The sequence below is a fragment of the Turicibacter sp. T129 genome (assembly GCF_025594975.1).
In the GTDB taxonomy this organism is placed as follows: Bacteria; Bacillota_I; Bacilli_A; order MOL361; family Turicibacteraceae; genus Turicibacter; species Turicibacter bilis.
Genome location: NZ_JAMQUU010000018.1, coordinates 92,504 through 110,585, shown reverse-complemented (window position 1 = coordinate 110,585; position 18,082 = coordinate 92,504). Strand labels below are relative to the sequence as shown.

Annotated in this window: 19 protein-coding genes; 7 read left to right on the top strand and 12 right to left on the bottom strand. The window is 33.1% G+C overall.

Annotated elements, in window-relative coordinates; genetic code table 11:
• Positions 1-126 precede the first annotated feature (126 nt).
• A complete protein-coding gene (locus NEH75_RS03835; RefSeq protein WP_238581316.1) occupies positions 127-816 on the top strand; it encodes a papain-like cysteine protease family protein in 690 nt (229 codons plus the stop codon).
• 232 nt (positions 817-1,048) lie between these two features.
• On the opposite strand, the gene trxA is transcribed toward NEH75_RS03835, so the two are convergent.
• Positions 1,049-1,372, bottom strand: a complete 324-nt coding sequence (gene trxA / locus NEH75_RS03830; RefSeq protein ID WP_055306004.1) for a thioredoxin — start codon at positions 1,370-1,372, stop codon at positions 1,049-1,051.
• Positions 1,373-3,946 carry an ATP-dependent helicase gene (locus NEH75_RS03825; protein ID WP_055306005.1) on the bottom strand — a complete coding sequence of 858 codons (2,574 nt, stop codon included), beginning with the start codon at positions 3,944-3,946 and terminating at the stop codon, positions 1,373-1,375.
• Between the two features lie 124 nt (positions 3,947-4,070).
• On the opposite strand from NEH75_RS03825, the gene NEH75_RS03820 reads away from it, so the two are divergent.
• Complete coding sequence (locus NEH75_RS03820) at positions 4,071-4,625, top strand: metal-dependent hydrolase (RefSeq protein ID WP_055306006.1); 555 nt, start codon at positions 4,071-4,073, stop codon at positions 4,623-4,625.
• A gap of 27 nt (positions 4,626-4,652) precedes the next feature.
• On the opposite strand, the gene NEH75_RS03815 is transcribed toward NEH75_RS03820, so the two are convergent.
• A complete protein-coding gene (locus NEH75_RS03815; protein WP_055275647.1) occupies positions 4,653-4,934 on the bottom strand; it encodes a nucleotide pyrophosphohydrolase in 282 nt (93 codons plus the stop codon).
• 217 nt (positions 4,935-5,151) lie between these two features.
• Here NEH75_RS03815 and NEH75_RS03810 point away from each other — a divergent pair, with 217 nt between their 5' ends.
• On the top strand, positions 5,152-5,778 hold the full coding sequence (locus tag NEH75_RS03810) for a hypothetical protein (RefSeq protein ID WP_055306007.1): 627 nt from the start codon (positions 5,152-5,154) through the stop codon (positions 5,776-5,778).
• A gap of 211 nt (positions 5,779-5,989) precedes the next feature.
• Here NEH75_RS03810 and NEH75_RS03805 read toward each other — a convergent pair whose 3' ends face one another.
• Positions 5,990-6,400 (bottom strand): peptide deformylase, encoded by a 411-nt coding sequence (locus NEH75_RS03805; protein WP_055244449.1) that lies wholly within the window; start codon positions 6,398-6,400, stop codon positions 5,990-5,992.
• Between the two features lie 18 nt (positions 6,401-6,418).
• Positions 6,419-7,294 carry a radical SAM/SPASM domain-containing protein gene (locus NEH75_RS03800; protein ID WP_055306008.1) on the bottom strand — a complete coding sequence of 292 codons (876 nt, stop codon included), beginning with the start codon at positions 7,292-7,294 and terminating at the stop codon, positions 6,419-6,421.
• A gap of 201 nt (positions 7,295-7,495) precedes the next feature.
• On the opposite strand from NEH75_RS03800, the gene NEH75_RS03795 reads away from it, so the two are divergent.
• Positions 7,496-8,338, top strand: coding sequence for a patatin family protein (locus tag NEH75_RS03795; RefSeq protein ID WP_055275632.1), 843 nt, complete (start codon positions 7,496-7,498; stop codon positions 8,336-8,338).
• Positions 8,339-8,429: 91 nt separating this feature from the next.
• Here the strand turns inward: NEH75_RS03795 and NEH75_RS03790 are convergent, their stop codons facing one another.
• The 5 genes from NEH75_RS03790 to NEH75_RS03770 form a co-directional block, all read right to left on the bottom strand.
• Positions 8,430-9,050, bottom strand: a complete 621-nt coding sequence (locus NEH75_RS03790; protein WP_055244443.1) for a hypothetical protein — start codon at positions 9,048-9,050, stop codon at positions 8,430-8,432.
• A 245-nt stretch (positions 9,051-9,295) separates the two neighbouring features.
• A complete protein-coding gene (locus tag NEH75_RS03785) occupies positions 9,296-10,003 on the bottom strand; it encodes an acyl-[acyl-carrier-protein] thioesterase (RefSeq protein ID WP_055275631.1) in 708 nt (235 codons plus the stop codon).
• Between the two features lie 137 nt (positions 10,004-10,140).
• Positions 10,141-10,287: a hypothetical protein gene (locus tag NEH75_RS03780; protein ID WP_156343953.1), complete on the bottom strand. Its 147-nt coding sequence runs from the start codon at positions 10,285-10,287 to the stop codon at positions 10,141-10,143.
• Positions 10,288-10,489: 202 nt separating this feature from the next.
• Entirely contained in the window at positions 10,490-10,939 is a 450-nt protein-coding gene (aroQ, locus tag NEH75_RS03775; protein WP_055306010.1) for a type II 3-dehydroquinate dehydratase, read from the bottom strand.
• 16 nt (positions 10,940-10,955) lie between these two features.
• The gene (locus NEH75_RS03770; RefSeq protein ID WP_055306011.1) at positions 10,956-11,816 is read right to left on the bottom strand and encodes a shikimate dehydrogenase; all 861 of its coding nucleotides are present in this window, start codon (positions 11,814-11,816) and stop codon (positions 10,956-10,958) included.
• Positions 11,817-12,344: 528 nt separating this feature from the next.
• On the opposite strand from NEH75_RS03770, the gene NEH75_RS03765 reads away from it, so the two are divergent.
• Positions 12,345-13,391 (top strand): IS1595 family transposase, encoded by a 1,047-nt coding sequence (locus NEH75_RS03765; protein ID WP_055304869.1) that lies wholly within the window; start codon positions 12,345-12,347, stop codon positions 13,389-13,391.
• 117 nt (positions 13,392-13,508) lie between these two features.
• Positions 13,509-14,348: a DUF6518 family protein gene (locus NEH75_RS03760; protein WP_055304871.1), complete on the top strand. Its 840-nt coding sequence runs from the start codon at positions 13,509-13,511 to the stop codon at positions 14,346-14,348.
• A gap of 233 nt (positions 14,349-14,581) precedes the next feature.
• On the opposite strand, the gene NEH75_RS03755 is transcribed toward NEH75_RS03760, so the two are convergent.
• Entirely contained in the window at positions 14,582-15,322 is a 741-nt protein-coding gene (locus tag NEH75_RS03755) for a CAP domain-containing protein (RefSeq protein ID WP_055244717.1), read from the bottom strand.
• Positions 15,323-15,822: 500 nt separating this feature from the next.
• On the opposite strand from NEH75_RS03755, the gene NEH75_RS03750 reads away from it, so the two are divergent.
• Positions 15,823-17,172: a dicarboxylate/amino acid:cation symporter gene (locus NEH75_RS03750; protein ID WP_055244719.1), complete on the top strand. Its 1,350-nt coding sequence runs from the start codon at positions 15,823-15,825 to the stop codon at positions 17,170-17,172.
• 348 nt (positions 17,173-17,520) lie between these two features.
• Here the strand turns inward: NEH75_RS03750 and NEH75_RS03745 are convergent, their stop codons facing one another.
• On the bottom strand, positions 17,521-18,009 hold the full coding sequence (locus tag NEH75_RS03745) for an HD domain-containing protein (RefSeq protein ID WP_237297070.1): 489 nt from the start codon (positions 18,007-18,009) through the stop codon (positions 17,521-17,523).
• Positions 18,010-18,082: the final 73 nt, after the last annotated feature.

Here is an 18,082-nt window from a genome sequence, read left to right as displayed (position 1 = left end):
GAATATGGTGGAGCAGATGCTTATGCTTTCGCTGGTGATAATCCTACGTCACGATTTTATGTAAATCCTGATTTTTATCACTTAACTTCTGATGAAATCTTAACAATTATCCCATCTTTTAAAACAATGCAACAAACAACAGAATGGTCTTGTGGAAATGCTGTTGCATTAATGACACTCACACATATGGGAAAAACTGATTTATCAGAATGGGATATCGCCGTGGCAATGGGATCATCAGTTGATGAGGATGAGGAAAATGCGTTACCTGGAACAGCTAATAATTTCTATGAATACGGGACAAATGTTGAAGAAATGTATAACTTCTTCTCAAACTTAGAAGGATTTGAAGTAATTGAAACTAGCTATAAAACCAACTACACAGAAGAAGATTTAGTAAAAGAAGAGGATGGGGTTACACCATCTAATATCGGAAACTTATATCCAACATTCTCATCATCCTCACTATACGCTTCTGAAAATAGTGATGAAACTTCTGCCTGGGTAGATGATGCTAAAGATTCATACTTTGTAAAATGGTTGACTAGTCACTTAGAAGCTGGACGTCCAATTATGGTTGAATGGGGCGATTGGGATGGACATTGGGTCGCTATTATTGGTTATGATAACAATGGGACACCTTCAATTGGAGATGACACTTTAATTTTTGCTGACCCATACGATACTTCTGATCATTGGCAAGACGGGTATTCAATCTTCCCATTAGAAAAATTCTTCTACATGTGGCAAGATCGCAAAGTGGCTCCTAAACCATACCAACTACAACCATACATTATCATTGATAAAAAATTATAATTATAAAGAAGCTATCTCAAAATAGTTAAAATTTGCGATCAAGAGATAAAAATAAATATCGGAATCACTCAAGGACTATTTAGTCTATGAAAACATCTTAAACGGGACCCCTACACGACTTACATTGTCCTTTGGTGGGGTACGGGGGGGGGATTACCTATCCCCATAAATAGACTAGTTTTCTTAAATAATAAAAAGGCTATGTTCAAAAAAGATGAACATAGCCTTTTTATTATTTAAGATGATAATCTAACCATCCTTTTAGTTCGTTTAATGGATGAAATCCTTTTGCTGATTCAATCGGTTTTCCATCCTTAAACAACATTAATGTTGGCACCGTCATGACTTGATATTCATGCGCTAAAACAGGAACTTCATCCACATTCACTTTAACAAATTGAACGTCATTTTGATAAGTCTCTGATAATTCTTCAAAGATAGGCGCTAACATTTTACATGGCCCACACCATGTGGCATAAAAATCCACTAAAGTTAAGCCTTGTTTTGTTAACTGTGGGAGCTGTGCATTATATTCTACTTCAAAAATTTTATTCATTTAATCACCTATTTGTGTGTATAAGAAATCAATAAACCGACTTCTTTCCTTTTCTTTTTTAGAATAACTATAATCCTTAAGATGACGCGTTAATAAAAGGGTTTGTTTCGCACGGGTCATGGCAACATAAAAAAGACGACATTCCTCTTCTTGGTTTGTACCATTAAAATCAAGCGGGAACATCCCTTGATTTAAAAATGGAATAATCACATGATCAAATTCCAATCCCTTCGATTGATGTACTGTAATCACCGCTAATTTATTTTGGTCTTTCATAACTCGATCCAGTTCACTAGCCGATAACGAAGTTTGGGCTAAAATTCGTGTCCATAACTCCCACATTGGAAGATGAGGACAATCGGTTAAATGTTGCTCCTCAATTTCTCTTAAGCAAGCTAATAGTTCATGATGCTTCATTTGTTCCACTTCATCTTCAACCCATGGGGCTGTCTCCCAGATTTTAAACTCATCAATTAATTTTAATAAAAACTGTGAAGGAAGTTCTTGATTAATCCAAGCATTTATTTGTTCCAACTGATTAACGATAGGAATTAATGATGCCTGATAATAACTCATGACCTTCTTACGCTGTTCATGACATTGCATTAAGCGTTCCATACTTTTAACTAACACATCTTTTGTGGCCAAAATATCATCCATCGCATTATGCGTTGGTTCGTGTTCCACACCAATAAAATCACTCACCGTATCTAGCTTATGGTTTTTGAGATTAGGATATAATCGCCTCACAATATCTAGCGTATCACAATAACCTACGATTGTGTCACATGATAAACCAACTCGATTCATATGTGAACGAACAATCTTCAAGTCATACTGAACATTATGACCAATTAAAAGAGCACCATCAATAAACTGTAAAAACTCTTGAAAAACATCAGAAGCTGATTGTCCATGCGTTTCTAAAAACTCATCACTAAATCCATGAACTAACGCAGAATCTCCAACCAAATTCGACGGCTTAATAAAACGTTCAAAAGATTGAACAACTATTCCTTCTTTTAACTCAATAGCAGCGATTTGAATGACTTCATCTTTAGTGACATCAAGCCCAGTTGATTCCACATCAAAAATGATAATTCGTCCTTTTTCATAATGTTGCTTCAATAAGCCGTAAGGTTCCTCATAATCATAAGCTTGTTTTGAAAATAAGTCGACAAGGCGCATCTCGTATTGTTTATAACGTTTTAAATATTGAGGCTGAATCATTTGTATTAAATCAACCGACTTAAATAACAAAGGAATAAATCGTTGAAGAGAAACTTCGTCCGATGGATTCAAATAAAATCGAACGATAGCAAGTAAATCTTTAATACTTTTGCGTTTAAATAAAGATAATTGATCAACTAGATAACACGGAATTCCATCTGCTTTTAAAAAGTTAGCAACTTCACTATTTTGACGATTACTTCGTGTTAAGATAACTGTTTTCGCAAGATCTTCCTGTCGATGATGTTTTAAGTGATCAATAATAAAATTCATTTCTTCTTGTTTTGTTCCCGCTTCATAAAAGACAGGACGAGTCCCCAGTACGTCACTGGCTGCTTCAATTAACTTTGGTGATAAACTAGGATTAATTAAGCGTGCACGCTTTCCATTCTCTAAATAATTCGCACTCATTTGAACGAGACGTTTTGTCGCTCGATAATTTAATGATAATTCTAAACAGATTGGATTAAAATCTTCCATAATTTTGGCACGAATTAAAACAGGATTTGAATCTCTCCATTCATAAATCGTCTGATTAAAATCACCAAAGGCACTGAAGTTTGAATGTAAAGCTAACTTTTGAATTAACTCATACTCTACGATACTTGTATCTTGCACCTCATCAACCACGATGACTTGAAACTTAGATTGCCACCTCTTCAAAATTTCCTCTTGAGCTAAACAATCCGTAGCATAGAGTAATAAATCATTAAAGTCTAGCAGGTGATGCTCTTTCAAATGGCGTTGATACTCTTCATAAAGCCACCAACCATAATTCGATAAATAAGCTAATGTTTCACTCCCCTGATTAGAGTTTTTCAAGGTGTAATAAAGTCGCAAGGCTGACTCAGACTGGTGAAATGTATGAATTAAGTCTTGGTCCACCTCACCACGTCCAATTTGATAAAGTTTGAGGGCTTGGATGTATTCGTAGGCTTTATCACTTAAAATTCCTACATTTCCAATCAACTGCTTAATCACAAACTTCGCATCTTCTTCATCAATAATCATAAAATCATTAGATAATTTTCCAAGCGATTTTGATTCTTCTTTAATTAATTGATAACAAAGACTATGAAACGTCTTGACGCAGACTGCTTTCCCATCCGCTCCAATTGTTTTCATGACGCGATTTTTAAGTTCATGACAGGCCTTATTCGTAAAAGTTAAACACAATATTTGATTCGGACTCATGCCTGACTGAATAAAATGAGCTGTTCGTAAGGAGATGACATTGGTTTTTCCAGTTCCAGCAGGTGCCATAACTAAAAGAGGCTGATTTAAATTTTCTACTACCGCTCGTTGAGCCTCATTCAATTTCTGTAACTCTTCCTTTAACCCCATTTCAGACCCACTCCTTTCCATAATTTTACTGATAAAATCCAAACAAATATTCGATAGTTTAGGGTATAATATTGGAATATAAGACACTTTTCGACATCTATAGAATCATAGGAGGACTTTAATCATGACAGCCGCTACTCACCAACGCGGAGGCTTACTTTGTGGACTAATCACTCATCAATTATTTATCGCACCGATTTATGCCGAAGCTAATACCTTTTCTAAACTTTTCATTATTACCCTCTATTGTGTAGCTACAACTGTCGGTTCTTTACTGCCTGATATTGATATGAAAAGTTCACAAATGGGAAAACTTCTTCCCTTTATTTCAAAGTTTATCTCAACTCATTTTAAACATCGAACACTAACTCACAGTCTTTTGTCCATTGCTTTTTTCTTTATTCTCATGTCGTTTGCACCACTACTTAATGTAGGACAAGATTTTTATATCATTCTAACGTGTGGATTAATGGTCGGTCATATTTCTCATATTGTTCTCGATTTATTTACGCATCAAGGCGTGTGTCTTTTTTATCCGTGTAAAATAAAAATTAAACTAGCGAACTTTAAAACAGGAGCTAAAGGCGAACGATTTGTTAATTCCGCCCTTTTAGTCAGTATGGTCCTTTATTTTGTATATGAGACTTATACTGTGATGGTTTATGCCTTTCATCCGTGATAAAAGCCGTTCATTTGAAACGGCTTTTTATTTTTGAACGGGATATTTAACTGCATTCTTTTCTAATTTTTCAAAAATAATCTGCTTTGCATCGACACCTAACACATCTACCATTTGTAAACAATAAATTAAAACATCAGCCAATTCTTCATTAACATGAATCGGATCAAACTCATGGTTCCATTGAAAACATTCAAGTAATTCTGCCGCTTCAATCGAAATTGACTTCGCTAAATTTTCAGGTGTATGGTATGGTTTCCAACCACGTTCATCTCGAAACTCTAAAATTTTTTTCATTGTTTCCTTCATTAATTCACTTCCATTTCTATATATATAAGTTAACAGATTGACTTATGCTAAACAAAGGTCATCTCTAATCATTCGATGTAAAAAATAACTACTGCTTAACACTATGATGTTTTATTTTATCATACCTATAGAACTTGGATAGATATCCTTTTCAATATTTTATAAAAAACATAAGATATCATGATTTAAATTTAATCCTTACTCAACGGTGATACCTATGAATAAAAACAACGTTCCATTAAACAAACTACTAAAACACGAATGGAAAGAACTTGATATCGCTTGTAAGACGGTCTTAATTATTGGTGTTTTTCTCTTAGTTCAATTAATTTGCGCGATATTTGTGCCAGCTTTCCATTCGCAACCTACTATTAATGCGATTTTTCAAACGAGCCTTTCAAGTATATTCGGGTATATTTTAGGAATGAATATTCCACACCAAAACAATAACTCTAACGGACAAAAAAAAGATTCAAATACTGAAACACCTGAATCAAATCCTGAAACATCAGTCCAAAATATAACTCGTGAAATATTCAATCAAGACATGGAACCTCAAATAAAAAATCAAGAGATAGACAATGACAGTCTTCTTACAAGGGGAGTGACCGAACCTGATTTAGAAACGGAAAAAGACCCTGTCTTACAAACTGAAGTTCCACTTTTGAAAGGAACGAGTATTCGAGTACTATTTGCGGCAGGCGTTTGCCTTATCTGTCTCATCACATTAATGGTTATTGCTTTAACCAAGCAGAATAATTATAGTGATGGCATTACTCAAGTTGATCATTTAATTTCAACAACCATCGGCTTTTTAATTTCAAATACTAGTCATAATCACTAAGCTCTCACTTTTTAGAGAGCTTTTTATTTAATGGTACTACGACTTATTGACTGAATAAACACATATTCTTTCTCATTTTAGTCCCCATCATAATAATCTATACCTAGCTATTAAAAAAGAGCTAATCAAATTTTACTCTAATTAGCTTTAAACTATTCTATCCTACCACACTTCTTTTATCATTAACTCACATCATACACTATATTCTTTCCTAAATAATAATCCCATTACAGTGATCAATTTCATGTTGAATAATTTGAGCGACAAATCCTGTAAATGTTCCTTTTTGTTTTTTGAAGTCTTTATCTAAGTATTCGACAACGATACTTTCATATCGTGTTGTTTGTCTAACACCTGTTAAAGATAAACAGCTTTCCTCAGTCACATAACTTTTTTCTTTTTTCACGATTATTGGATTAATCATCGGAACAATTATTTCTCCTATCGCAAAGACGATAATGCGTTTTTTCACTCCAATCATGTTAGCTGCCATTCCTACGCAACCATCAAGATTGGCTCTTAATGTATCGATTAAATCTTCAACGACTGGTAAATCTGCTTTTGTAGCTGGTACTGATTTTTGCGCTAAAAAGACTTCATCCTTCATAATGGGTCTAATCATCTTTATTCCAACACTCCTTTAATATCTTTTGGCATAGCCACAACGTTTACAAAGCTCTTCAACAGCACAACGGCGTGAGAATCCGTCATACATATTTTTAGCACGCTCACTTTCTAAAATTTCATTTAATGGTGTTTCATGAACATTTCCTAGTGGAATTTTTCCTTCACTGTCTAAACAGCAAGGTACGACTGTTCCATCGGCTTGAATCGCAATATGATCACGCAGCCCATAACAGAACATTTTCTCACTAATCACGTCACGCTCAAGTGTTGGCCATTCAAACTTTTCGGCCATATTAATAAACACGCGATCTTTAATCTTAATATTATGCGTTTCTTGTAATTTCTCACTTAAATTAACATCTAATTTAAAAGACTTTTCAATTAACGTTAAAATCTCTTGATTCAATGAATTTTTCGCCTTTAATTCTTCTGCATCCATATTCCATAAACGAAGATTACAATATATAGGCTTCACCGCTTGAATCCGGTCAATAAAATCAGCAATACTTAATAAATAATCTTCGAGTGTTCCATTTTGTTCATTCGCTTCAAATGAATGAATTGAGAAATTAATTTGTCTGAGGGCGGGTGCTTGAATTAAAATATCTTCAACCTTCTTAATCAATGTCCCATTCGTTGTTAAATTAACCTGCATTCCTGCTTCATGACTCAGTTCTAAAAAGCGTCCAATACGTGGATTTAAAAACGGCTCTCCTAATAAGTGAAAATATAAATAATTCGTATACGGCTTCACTTCATTTAATATATGTATAAAATCTGACTCTGTCATCACACGCCCCTTTCGACCAAGTGTCGCACTCGGACAGAAGTCACACTTTAAATTGCAACGATTTGTAATTTCAATATAAATCTTCTTAAATCGAGGCATGTCTAAAACCTCCCACTTTATCCAATAATACATTGTAAACACAGGTAATTTTTCACCTAAAAATTATTTTAGCATAAATGTTCGTTTAACGACAAAGCGAAGTGTCTAGAAAGTGAAAAACCATCGACAAAATTCGTCATTTTTTTAAAATTAAGTTCGTTAGAATACAAATACTAACATAATCATTAAAGGAGTGTTCACATGAAAGTAGGAATCGTTTTAGAAGGTGGCGGTATGCGCGGATTGTATACGAGTGGTGTCTTAGATTATTTATTAGATCAAGATATTATGGCTGATTACGTGATCGGTGTTTCTGCGGGAGCTTGTAATGGGGTTTCCTATGTTTCCAAACAGAGAGGACGTAACTTTCGTGTCAATACAGGTTATTTAAATGATAAACGTTATCTAAGCTTAAATAATTTTATTAAAACAAAATCTTTATTTGGAATGGATTTTATTTTTAATCAGATTCCTCATCAACTTGATTTATTTGATTATGATACCTTTTTGGCTTCTTCGTGTGAATTCAAGGTAGGGGTCACGGATGCCTTAACTGGTCAACCCGTTTATTTCGATAAAACTCATTTAAATTATGATTCAACGATTATTAAAGCGTCTTCTTCTATTCCCGTCTTTTCACCTATTGTACCTTACCAAGAGGGAGAATATTTAGATGGGGGAACATCAGACTCTATTCCTGTCAAACAGGCGTTAAAAGACGGGTGTGATCATGTCATTGTTGTGCTAACTCGAGATCGTAGTTTTATTAAAGAACCAGAAAGCTTCCGATTTATCTATTCAAGAGCTTTAAAAAAATATCCTAATATGATTAAGACACTTGATAACCGCCACCTCATGTATAACGAAACCCTTGAATTCATTAAACAACTTGAACAAGAAGGAAAAGCAACCGTCATTGCACCTTCTCATCCGATAAAAATCAGTCGTTTTGAAAAAGACATTAATAAATTAAAAGAATTATATGAACTTGGTTATCAGGATGCGGCTACTCAAATCAATAAAATAAAAAAACTAAAGGATTGATGTCATCTCACTTCAATCCTTTTCTTATTGACTCTTGATCCAGATTAAGCACTCAGTAGACATATTTTTAAAAAAAGCACCACTTATGATTTCATAAGAGGTGCCCATATCTATTTAAAATAAAATCTTTACTAATTCCATGTTCAAGTGCATACGTATAGGCTTCGACTTTCGTATCAAATGAAATAATATGTAAAACATTCATTGGGTAATAGGCTTGCTTATACTCTTTATCAAATACATCTACTACTTTTAAAATAATAAACGTGCGTGTCATCGCCTCATCTAAATCATCATAATCAATCGCATCAAAATCCATGAAGTTAATTAATTCTTCAATAAGCTTAGCCATATTGACATTAATTTGTTGAGCTTCAATTCGTACATTTGAGGTTTCCATCATGTCAACTAACTCATCCATATTTCGTTGGATTTCTTTAATGACAGCTGAAATAGATACGGCTTGCAAAATAGTTGTTGGATAAGTTAATTGTGAGACTAAACTTTCTAAAATTCCGAAATTATTATCAAATCGTTTATATAATGCTAAGAAATCATAATATTCTTGACGAGTTAAAATACAATTGGCGATTTTTATAAAATCATTCACTTTACTTTCGCAAAGCTCACAATAATCAAGCATATCATTGGCTGCCTGAATGATTGAGGTTGCTCGTTCATCGCTCATGAATCCATCTTCTACGACTGTCATCCTCTCATCCCCCCCACACCTATTCCATTGTTCTCCTTCACTTCTCACTGAACATAAAAATCTACAAATAGATCTTATTAATATAATGTATGAGCCTAAATTAAAAAAATGACACATTATAACAAAAAAAGAACCATTCATTCACGGTTCTTTAACAAAACAGATATATAACTTACATAAAATTCATCAAAGTGACAGGCTTAAAACCTCCTAAACACAAATCAGTGATAAAAGGAGTAAAATTTTTATTCAACCTGAAACGCAACAATGGCATAAGGATTCAATTCTTGATCACATAAGGTGACATAATAAATATCCTCTTGCCTTGCAATAGTTGGGACTAAACAATCTCCTAACTTTGCTGCCTTTTTATACTCGACTCGAACTTGCTTAACCTGAATTTGTGCAGGTAAGTATTCCGAAGCAATTGCCACATATTGACTATTATTCATATGGCCATTTGTATCGATTTGAAATTGACTAACACGAATCGCATCCATATATTTCTCAGCCTTAGGTGCTTTGATTTTTCGTGGTAAATAGGTCATCTCCCACTTCGGTTCAATTGGATATTTTTCAATTTCATCTATCGTTAATTTAACAAAAGATCCGGTTTTTACACTTAAGAAGCACCCACACACATTAGCATACGCTAAAACTTCATCATTTGCACCAAACAGAACATAATTACGATAGCCAAACATCCCTCTACAATCATAGATTAACGTTCCAACTTTAATCTCTTCACCAAGTCTAGGTAACCGATTGATTTCGATTTGCCACGATAATATATAAAAAGCTAAGTCTTGTTGCATAAAATAATCTGTGCCAAGCCCAATATCCTCTAATTGAAAAGTACTACAATCTTGAAAGTAATTAATTAAATGATGCAGTGTTAACCGTCCATCTTCACCTATTTCACTAAATCGAATACGCCCTCGTGTTTGATACAACGAAATCACCCCTTTTATTTAATATTATAAACTAAAAATCCTATATTAACCAAATAAAAAGGCCTTATCATTTTCCCGATAAGGCTATTTCTTTTCATTCAACTCAATCTTATGGTTAATCTTTTAAAAAATACTACTCAATAAATCAAACTCCACGGCTCACGTTGATGAGATTCTTGCGATTGTGGTGGTTGACTTCCCGTTTGATCCTCTTTTGCTGAACATGAAAAAAGGTATCCACATAAAACCACCATCGTCATGATTAACATCCATCGTCTTTTCATCCCGTGCACTTCCTTTATAAAGAATATTCATTAAAATTTAACAATCTACTAAATTATATGCCATTTCCCCTCAAACTATTATAAAAGAACTTATTTTTATTATCTCATCTTCAACTAAAAAATAACTGACTGTTTTGTTACCATGAAAAAAAACTTCCTAAGAAAAGTTAGAAAGTCTTTTTGTGATTCAAATTAACTTCAATTAAGCCTTTTGTTTTGCTTTATAATCTTCTAACGCTTGAATGGCTAGAATATATCCAAACTCACCAAATCCGCATAATTGTCCAATACAAGCTGGAGCTGTCACTGATTTATGACGGAATCCCTCACGGGCATGAACATTTGAAAGATGGACTTCAACCGTTGGAATCGTGACGACTGATTTAATTGCATCATGAATGGCATAGCTGTAATGAGTATATGCTCCTGGATTAATAATAATCCCATCATAGTTTTCAAAGTATGCTTTTTGGAACCAATCAATCATTTGTCCTTCATAGTTACTTTGAAGAACCTCAATTTCATGTCCACGTTTTGTTCCTTCTTCCTTGATATAGGCTACGATATCTCCATAGCTACGATTTCCATAGATACCTTGCTCACGAATTCCAACCATGTTTAAATTTGGACCATTTAAGACTAAGATTTTCATCAATACCTCTCCTATCTTATTTAAGATCTAAAACATCTTTAATATAATCAATCGGCATCTCCTCACCTGTCCATAACTTAAAGGCTTCTGCTCCTTGATAAATAATCATCCCAACTCCATTCATAACCTTGCATCCCGCTTCTTCCGCCTGTTGTAGCAACTTCGTCTTTCTTGGATTATAAATAATGTCACAGACGATTAAGCCAGGATGTAAAACACTAGAATCGCTAATAAAAGACTGGCCTTCTAATTCAGCCATCCCAATACTCGTCGCATTAATAAGAAGATAGCTATCTGCTAACTGTTCTTTTAATGCTAATTCATCATTTAAGTGATAAAAGGTTGCTTTACAATTTGTATGTTTGTTAATTAAGTCAACGACTTGTTGTCCTCGCTCAGCTGAACGGTTAAAAATAGAGAGTTCCGATACTCCATCTAGCGCTGCTTGAATTTGAATCGCTTTTCCAGCTCCACCACAACCAATCACCGTTACTTTTTTCCCTCGAATATCATAACCTTCATCTTGTAGTGAACGAATTAATCCACTTCCATCCGTCATATGTCCAACCAATTTACCATTTTCATTCACAACTGTATTGACTGCTTGACATAATTTTGCCGCAGGCGATAATTCATCTAAATACTCAATGATTGCTGTTTTATATGGCATGGATACATTAAACCCTCTAGCTCCCATTGCCTTTAAACCTTTCACACTATCCTCTAATTGAGACTGTTCAATATCAAATGCTAAATAAGTATAATCCAGTCCTAACTTAGAAAAAGCTGCATTATGCATTTTAGGTGAAATACTATGACGAATAGGTGTTGCAATTATCCCTATTAATTGAGTTGTTCCACTAATACGTGACTCCATGGCCATCCTCCTTTTTGTACTATTATTAACGTTCATATTTCTTCACTAACTACTCTTTTATTATAGAAAAAAATGTTAAAGAAATAAATAATTTTAATAATTGATAGCTTTACTAATAAAAAGGTAATCCTAATCAATACCAACAGGTTCAGTTTTAGGGTTGAAAAAGTAAATTTACATCACTTTTTTCTATAAAAAATGTCATTATTTTCACTGAATAAAATAAACAATCATAAATTTATAACGGAGTTTCGACTCTTTCAAAAGCTATTGTAAAACTTAATATATTTTCAAAGATAATCCTAATAATCATTGATACAACAAAAAAACTGCGACTATAAAATAGTCGCAGTTTTTTTATGTAATTAGTCATGTCATTTTGAAAATTCCACTCCAAAACCGAAAGACATGTAATTTCTTTAAAAATAGGCTATGTTATACAATTGTGTGATTAATATACAGAAAATAGGTTATAATATAGGTATTAACTATACTTCACCATATTATATAGAAAGGATTACTTATATTATGCAAAAAGTAGATATAAAAGCCATAGTTAAAAATTTGAATAAAGAAGAACTTAGAGATTTAATTTCTGTAGCACAAGGAGTTTTAAGTGCTTTATTTAGCTCTGATGAAATCAAGGATAATATTAAGGAAAGTAGATTTTCTAAGGGATATGAATGTCCTAAATGTCAATGTAAGGATGTTAATAAAAATGGAAAGACTAGAGGTAGACAAAGATATATTTGTAAAAGATGTCGTTGTTCTTTTGATGAGTTTACTATGTCTCCTTTCTCTAGCACTAACTTAGGATTAGATAAATGGCTTAAATACTGCGAATTAATGATATTAGGACTTTCTATAAGACAATGTGCAACTGAAATTGGAGTTGGAGTTAAAACATCTTTTTATATGAGACATAGGATTTTAGATGTTATTAATCTATCATTAAAAAATGATATGGTTGAAGGTATTGTAGAAGTAGACGAAGTTTTTATTCGAGAATCATATAAAGGTAATCATTCAAAGAGTACTACTTTTAAGATGCCTAGAGAACCTAGAAAAAGAGGTAAAGGAAAAAAAGATAAGAAAAAAAGAGGTATTTCTAATGACCAAATTTGCATTGAAACTGGTATTGACCGTAAAGGAAATATAGTAATGGGAGCAGTTTGTAATGGTAGAATTACAACTAATGATATCGTTAGATTTTTTGATGGAAAAATAGGAGAAGATGTTACTTTCGTAGTTGATAGCCACAAATCTTATTTTAGTATAAATAAAGACCTAAATGTTGAATTAAAACGAGTTCCTAGAGGTAAATCTATGCTAGATAGTGTTTACCATCTACAACATGTAAATTCTCTTCATAGTAGCTTTAAGAGATGGTTAATGCCCTTTAATGGCGTTTCTACTAAATATATTTCTAATTACTTGGCTTGGTTTAAATTCTTACAATTAAGCAAGAAGAACAAAAAGAATGATAGAATCAAGGATATGTTGGTTAATGTAGCAACTAAAGAAACTTGTATAACTATAAATACTATTAGGAATAGATATATTGAATTAGCTTAAAGCTAAGAAACCCTTAATAAGACGGTTTATTGATTGAAATATTATTTAACAAGTTATATAATACAAGTAATATAAGATAGTTCGCAATTGTTATATAAATTTGAAAGGGAGGAAGGCATGAAATCTAAATATGAGAAAAAATCATATATACAGGTAATATGTTTTGGTGCAATTATTGGTCTGATTACTGAGTTATTGAATTTTTATCCTAATGATGATTTGTGGGGTTGGAGTTCTATTGCAGGCTCTTTTGGATTTTGGATATTCTCAACAACGTTTGTGATTTACTTTAGTTCTTCTAATAAAAATGCAATGATAAATACCTTCTCATATTTATCGAGTATGTGTATCAGTTATTATTTGTTACAAAGTATCATTGATTTTTTTACCCCAAATGTAACAGTTGATAAGTTTCTCCAATGGAATCATCTATTCCACTGGATTGGTATAGCTGTTCTTTGCGGACTTGTAGCTTATGTCTTGTTCTATTGGAACAAAAAGACAGTTTGGGGTAGTGTGTTGTATGCACTTCCTGTTGCGGGTATGTTAGTTGATACGATTAACAACTGCATGAAGTTCTACTATTCGCATACAAATTTAGCAAACAGCATTTTGGGTATTATATTTCTTCTCATTATGTTCGTGGTGCTATTTAAGAAAGTAGATAAGAAAGGGATATTTGTGTTTGTCTTAATCGTTGTTGCGTTAATCGGCTTCATACTGTTCCCAACGACTTCTCAGAGTATTACAATGGAATCTACTATCACTTGCGAATTAGGCGGTGAAACTGAGGTGTTTTACATAAAAATGAGGGATGACGGTAAAATATTAGAAATTGAGGGTGATGAAACAGTTTATGAGGAAATAGATATTCATTCCTTAAAAACTATTCCAGAGGTAGTCCATGCATTGCAAGACTATTACGAGAGCAAAGGCGGAGCATGGAAGATGGAATAAATTCCAATATGCCGAACAGAGTAGGACTTTGGTCCTGCTTTTTTCGTGCCTGAAAATAAGCTCAAAACACCCTGAGGTTATTTCTGTTTGGGATTCAAAATGGAACAATTCTCAAAAAGTGCTTATATTACCGAGAAAATCGCCATCCCTCGAATTTAGAAAAAGTCATAAATTATGAGGAATAATATTAATTTATTTATCACATAATTGTCTAACATAGCCTAAAAATATAATTAACGATAAAACTCTTGAGTGGCATAAACTTTATCTCCACATCGATAAACACCAATTCCAATACTAGAAAAATTAGTAGATAAAATATTAGCTCGATGTCCACTCGAATTCATCCAATTAGACATAAATTGTTGTGCTAACGCCTCTAGACTTTCATTCATATCGCGACCAATATAGGCAATATTTTCACCCCATGCTTGATAAATAACTCCATCCTGTTGCATGAAGGCACTCATTAAATCGCCTTCAGGATTTTCATGAGCAAAATAATTTCGATCACCCATATCTTGTGATTTTGTTCGAGCATATTGACCCATGATCTGATTGTTCTCAAGAGGTGATAATCCAACTTTTTCACGTTCTTGATTGACCTTTTCAAAAATCAGCTGCTCAACATACGGCATAAATCCATCAACGGATTCTGCTACTGTTCCACCTGTTGGCTCTGTTGTTAATGGCTGTAATAAAGATTTTTCTTCAAACTTCTCTTCTTTTGCCATAAATACATCATCTGTTTTAGTTTCATTTGATAGTAAGAAAGGCTGTTCTTCTTGCTTTACAGGTTGTTTTATTTCCATAGATGATATCGTACCTTTTTCTTTAAACTGTGGCAGTCGTAATGAAGATACCATCGCTATTTCATTCGGATTTTCTGCTTCTATTTTGTGACTTGTAATCGTCATTGTTGCTCCTAAAGCAACAAGAACAAAAGTCATAATCGCAACAAGTTTCTTATTCATAAGTATCTCTCCTATTTGTTGAGTATGTCTTACGGTAACTCCTGCGTTCACCTTTATTGTAACACAATCTTATCTCAGAGTATCTAGTGACTTATTGTCTATTTTATCAAATGATAGTATGCTCTAACATTTGTATACAGGTCTACCAAAATAAGATAACTAAGAAAAAATATGAATTAAATCGACGAGTTACGACTTTTTTATACTATTATTTCAAAAAAAGCTTGACTCTACGACTAGAAATCAGTATATTTATTTTCAAGTAGGAACCCTTTAAGATTACTCACGAGAAGTAATTAAGGAAAAATATAGTCGTTATTTTATACTAAATGATAGTATTGGTCTATCTTTTAGTTATATTGCTGTATTCATTTATGCCTTAAGTTCGTGATATCTAATGGAACTTAAGGCTTTTTTTATTCATCTTATAGACAATAACCCTGTTTAATCTAATAAGATGATTGGGTCCTAACATCTATAATAGAGGAGAGACTTATTCAATGACTAAAAAACAAAATAAAAATCGTTTAGCCATTCATATGGCCATTGCCCTTGTCTGTGGTTTAGTAACAGGATCATTATTCTTAATGTTACGTGAAAACTTATTAGCGGGAGGAAATGCTGATCTTTGGGCCACTATCAATAAAATCTTATTCCAAGATATTAGTGTTGAAGGTGCAACAGATGCTGTTGGAATCTTCTATATCCTAGGTCAATTATTCTTAAATTCAATGCAATTAGTTATTGTACCTATGGTATTTACATCAATTGCATTAGCAATGTGCCGTATCTCTGATACAAAAACATTAGGACGCTTATCATACAAAACAATCACTGGATTTTTAACTACTTCATTTTTCGCTCTAATTTTAGCAGGTGTCGTTGGATTATTCGCAAATAAACTTGGAGTATTTAACGTTAGCATTGATAATATTACAACTCAAACTGGAACAACCGGATCAAATCCATTATTAATCCTTGTTAAAGCTATCCCTAACAACATCACTTCAGTTTTTGCAACAAACGGAAGCATTTTATCCATCGTCTTCTTAGCAGTCATCACAGGTTTATCAATCAATCATTTAGGCGATCAAATCTCAGTTCTTAAAAAATTATTAGAAGATGTCAATAAAATTATCACCGTCTTCTTAACATTCTTAATTACAAAATTCGGACCATTCGCTATCTTTGTATTATTAACTCGCACCTTTGCCATTTATGGTGTTGAACATTTAAAACCTGCCTTAGCCTATGTCATCACAGTCATTGTTACTTTATTAGTATTCTTAACAGTTGGTTATGCCTTATTCATCTTAATTACAACTCGTTTAAATCCAATGCCATTCGTTAAAAAGATTGGAAAAGTTGCAATGTTTGGGTTCTCAACTTCATCTTCAGCTGCTACATTACCGTTAAACACAAAAACAACAACTGAAGAATTAGGAGTAAATGAAGAAGTTGCCTCATTTATCTTACCACTAGGAATGACAATCAACATGAACGGAACAGCAATCATGCAAGTCATTGCTGCCATCTTCATCGCTTCAAGTGCAGGCTATGACGTAACATTCGGAAGTATTTCATTAATTGCTATCTTAGCATTAATCGCTTCAATCGGAACACCAGCTGCACCAGGTGCCGGAGCTGTTATCTTATTTACAGTCTTATCTGGAATGGGATATCAAAATGATGCAGCACTATTAGCTTACTCGTTAATTTTAGCGATCAACCGCCCAGTAGAAATGTTAGTAACAGCATTAAACGTGGTTGGAGACTCTGCAACAGCTGTTGTGGTTGCTAAATCAGAAAACTGTTTAAATGAAGAAGCATACTTTCAAGAAATAAAATAAGAAATCATTAGACACCATTATTTGATGGGCGTCTTTTTTCATCTCATCTAAAAAAGCGTAAAACTATATTGTTCTACGCTTTTTATTTAAAGTACACGATTAAATAAATATCATCCTCTACATATGAAGCACCTAATTTCCTCTATCATTCCTGGTGCTCACATATCAAGAAGTTTTCATCTATAAGTGAGCATGCTTGTTCTTAAGTTGAGTGGCTAAAGCATAAATATTTACATACCAAATTTTTGTGAAATTATTTAGTTATTTATTATAAGGATTATTCACCCTAAATGTCTCTATTATAAAGCTGTCAGTCTGAGATAATCCTAAAATTATACTTTTACTACTTCATAAATATAAATAATTTATATAATTAATTCCTGTGCGGGTTTTAAAAATTTTCTCTTTAATTGATTGAATTGCTTCCTTACTCATTTGATCTTCATCAATATTAACTAAAAAATCCGCTTCAACTAAGATTTGAAAATCTAATCCATCAATCTCATGATATGTATGATGATGTGCAATTATGTAGCAAACACGTTCAATAAAAACTTCATCATATCCTAATTGTTCTAGTATTTTTCTTGCAATCCCTGGCCCTTCAATTTCCTGATAACAGCCTGCGCTAGATTGATACTTCTCTTCACTTACCTTGATTCCAATATCATGAAGAACAGCTGTTACTTCTAATATCTCTTGCATTTTTTCATCTAGATTTTCCATTTCCCCAATCGTTTTGGCATAACTATATACCTTAAAAAGATGATTAATTCGGGAAATATCTGGTGTGAAATAGCCAATTGCCTCATCAATTACATATCCAATTTTCTTCACTCTCTCCACCTCTTTCATCCATCAAACATTATACCAAAATATTCCTGTTTATTGGAAATAAATCCAAATATTT

What these genes read in the sequence shown, in the direction of transcription:
- NEH75_RS03835 (WP_238581316.1), top strand. Translation starts at nt 127, where the DNA reads ATGCAACAAACAACAGAATGGTCTTGTGGAAATGCTGTTGCATTAATG.
- trxA (WP_055306004.1), bottom strand. Translation starts at nt 1,372, where the DNA reads ATGAATAAAATTTTTGAAGTAGAATATAATGCACAGCTCCCACAGTTA.
- NEH75_RS03825 (WP_055306005.1), bottom strand. Translation starts at nt 3,946, where the DNA reads ATGGGGTTAAAGGAAGAGTTACAGAAATTGAATGAGGCTCAACGAGCG.
- NEH75_RS03820 (WP_055306006.1), top strand. Translation starts at nt 4,071, where the DNA reads ATGACAGCCGCTACTCACCAACGCGGAGGCTTACTTTGTGGACTAATC.
- NEH75_RS03815 (WP_055275647.1), bottom strand. Translation starts at nt 4,934, where the DNA reads ATGAAGGAAACAATGAAAAAAATTTTAGAGTTTCGAGATGAACGTGGT.
- NEH75_RS03810 (WP_055306007.1), top strand. Translation starts at nt 5,152, where the DNA reads ATGAATAAAAACAACGTTCCATTAAACAAACTACTAAAACACGAATGG.
- NEH75_RS03805 (WP_055244449.1), bottom strand. Translation starts at nt 6,400, where the DNA reads ATGATTAGACCCATTATGAAGGATGAAGTCTTTTTAGCGCAAAAATCA.
- NEH75_RS03800 (WP_055306008.1), bottom strand. Translation starts at nt 7,294, where the DNA reads ATGCCTCGATTTAAGAAGATTTATATTGAAATTACAAATCGTTGCAAT.
- NEH75_RS03795 (WP_055275632.1), top strand. Translation starts at nt 7,496, where the DNA reads ATGAAAGTAGGAATCGTTTTAGAAGGTGGCGGTATGCGCGGATTGTAT.
- NEH75_RS03790 (WP_055244443.1), bottom strand. Translation starts at nt 9,050, where the DNA reads ATGACAGTCGTAGAAGATGGATTCATGAGCGATGAACGAGCAACCTCA.
- NEH75_RS03780 (WP_156343953.1), bottom strand. Translation starts at nt 10,287, where the DNA reads ATGAAAAGACGATGGATGTTAATCATGACGATGGTGGTTTTATGTGGA.
- aroQ (WP_055306010.1), bottom strand. Translation starts at nt 10,939, where the DNA reads ATGAAAATCTTAGTCTTAAATGGTCCAAATTTAAACATGGTTGGAATT.
- NEH75_RS03770 (WP_055306011.1), bottom strand. Translation starts at nt 11,816, where the DNA reads ATGGAGTCACGTATTAGTGGAACAACTCAATTAATAGGGATAATTGCA.
- NEH75_RS03765 (WP_055304869.1), top strand. Translation starts at nt 12,345, where the DNA reads ATGCAAAAAGTAGATATAAAAGCCATAGTTAAAAATTTGAATAAAGAA.
- NEH75_RS03760 (WP_055304871.1), top strand. Translation starts at nt 13,509, where the DNA reads ATGAAATCTAAATATGAGAAAAAATCATATATACAGGTAATATGTTTT.
- NEH75_RS03755 (WP_055244717.1), bottom strand. Translation starts at nt 15,322, where the DNA reads ATGAATAAGAAACTTGTTGCGATTATGACTTTTGTTCTTGTTGCTTTA.
- NEH75_RS03750 (WP_055244719.1), top strand. Translation starts at nt 15,823, where the DNA reads ATGACTAAAAAACAAAATAAAAATCGTTTAGCCATTCATATGGCCATT.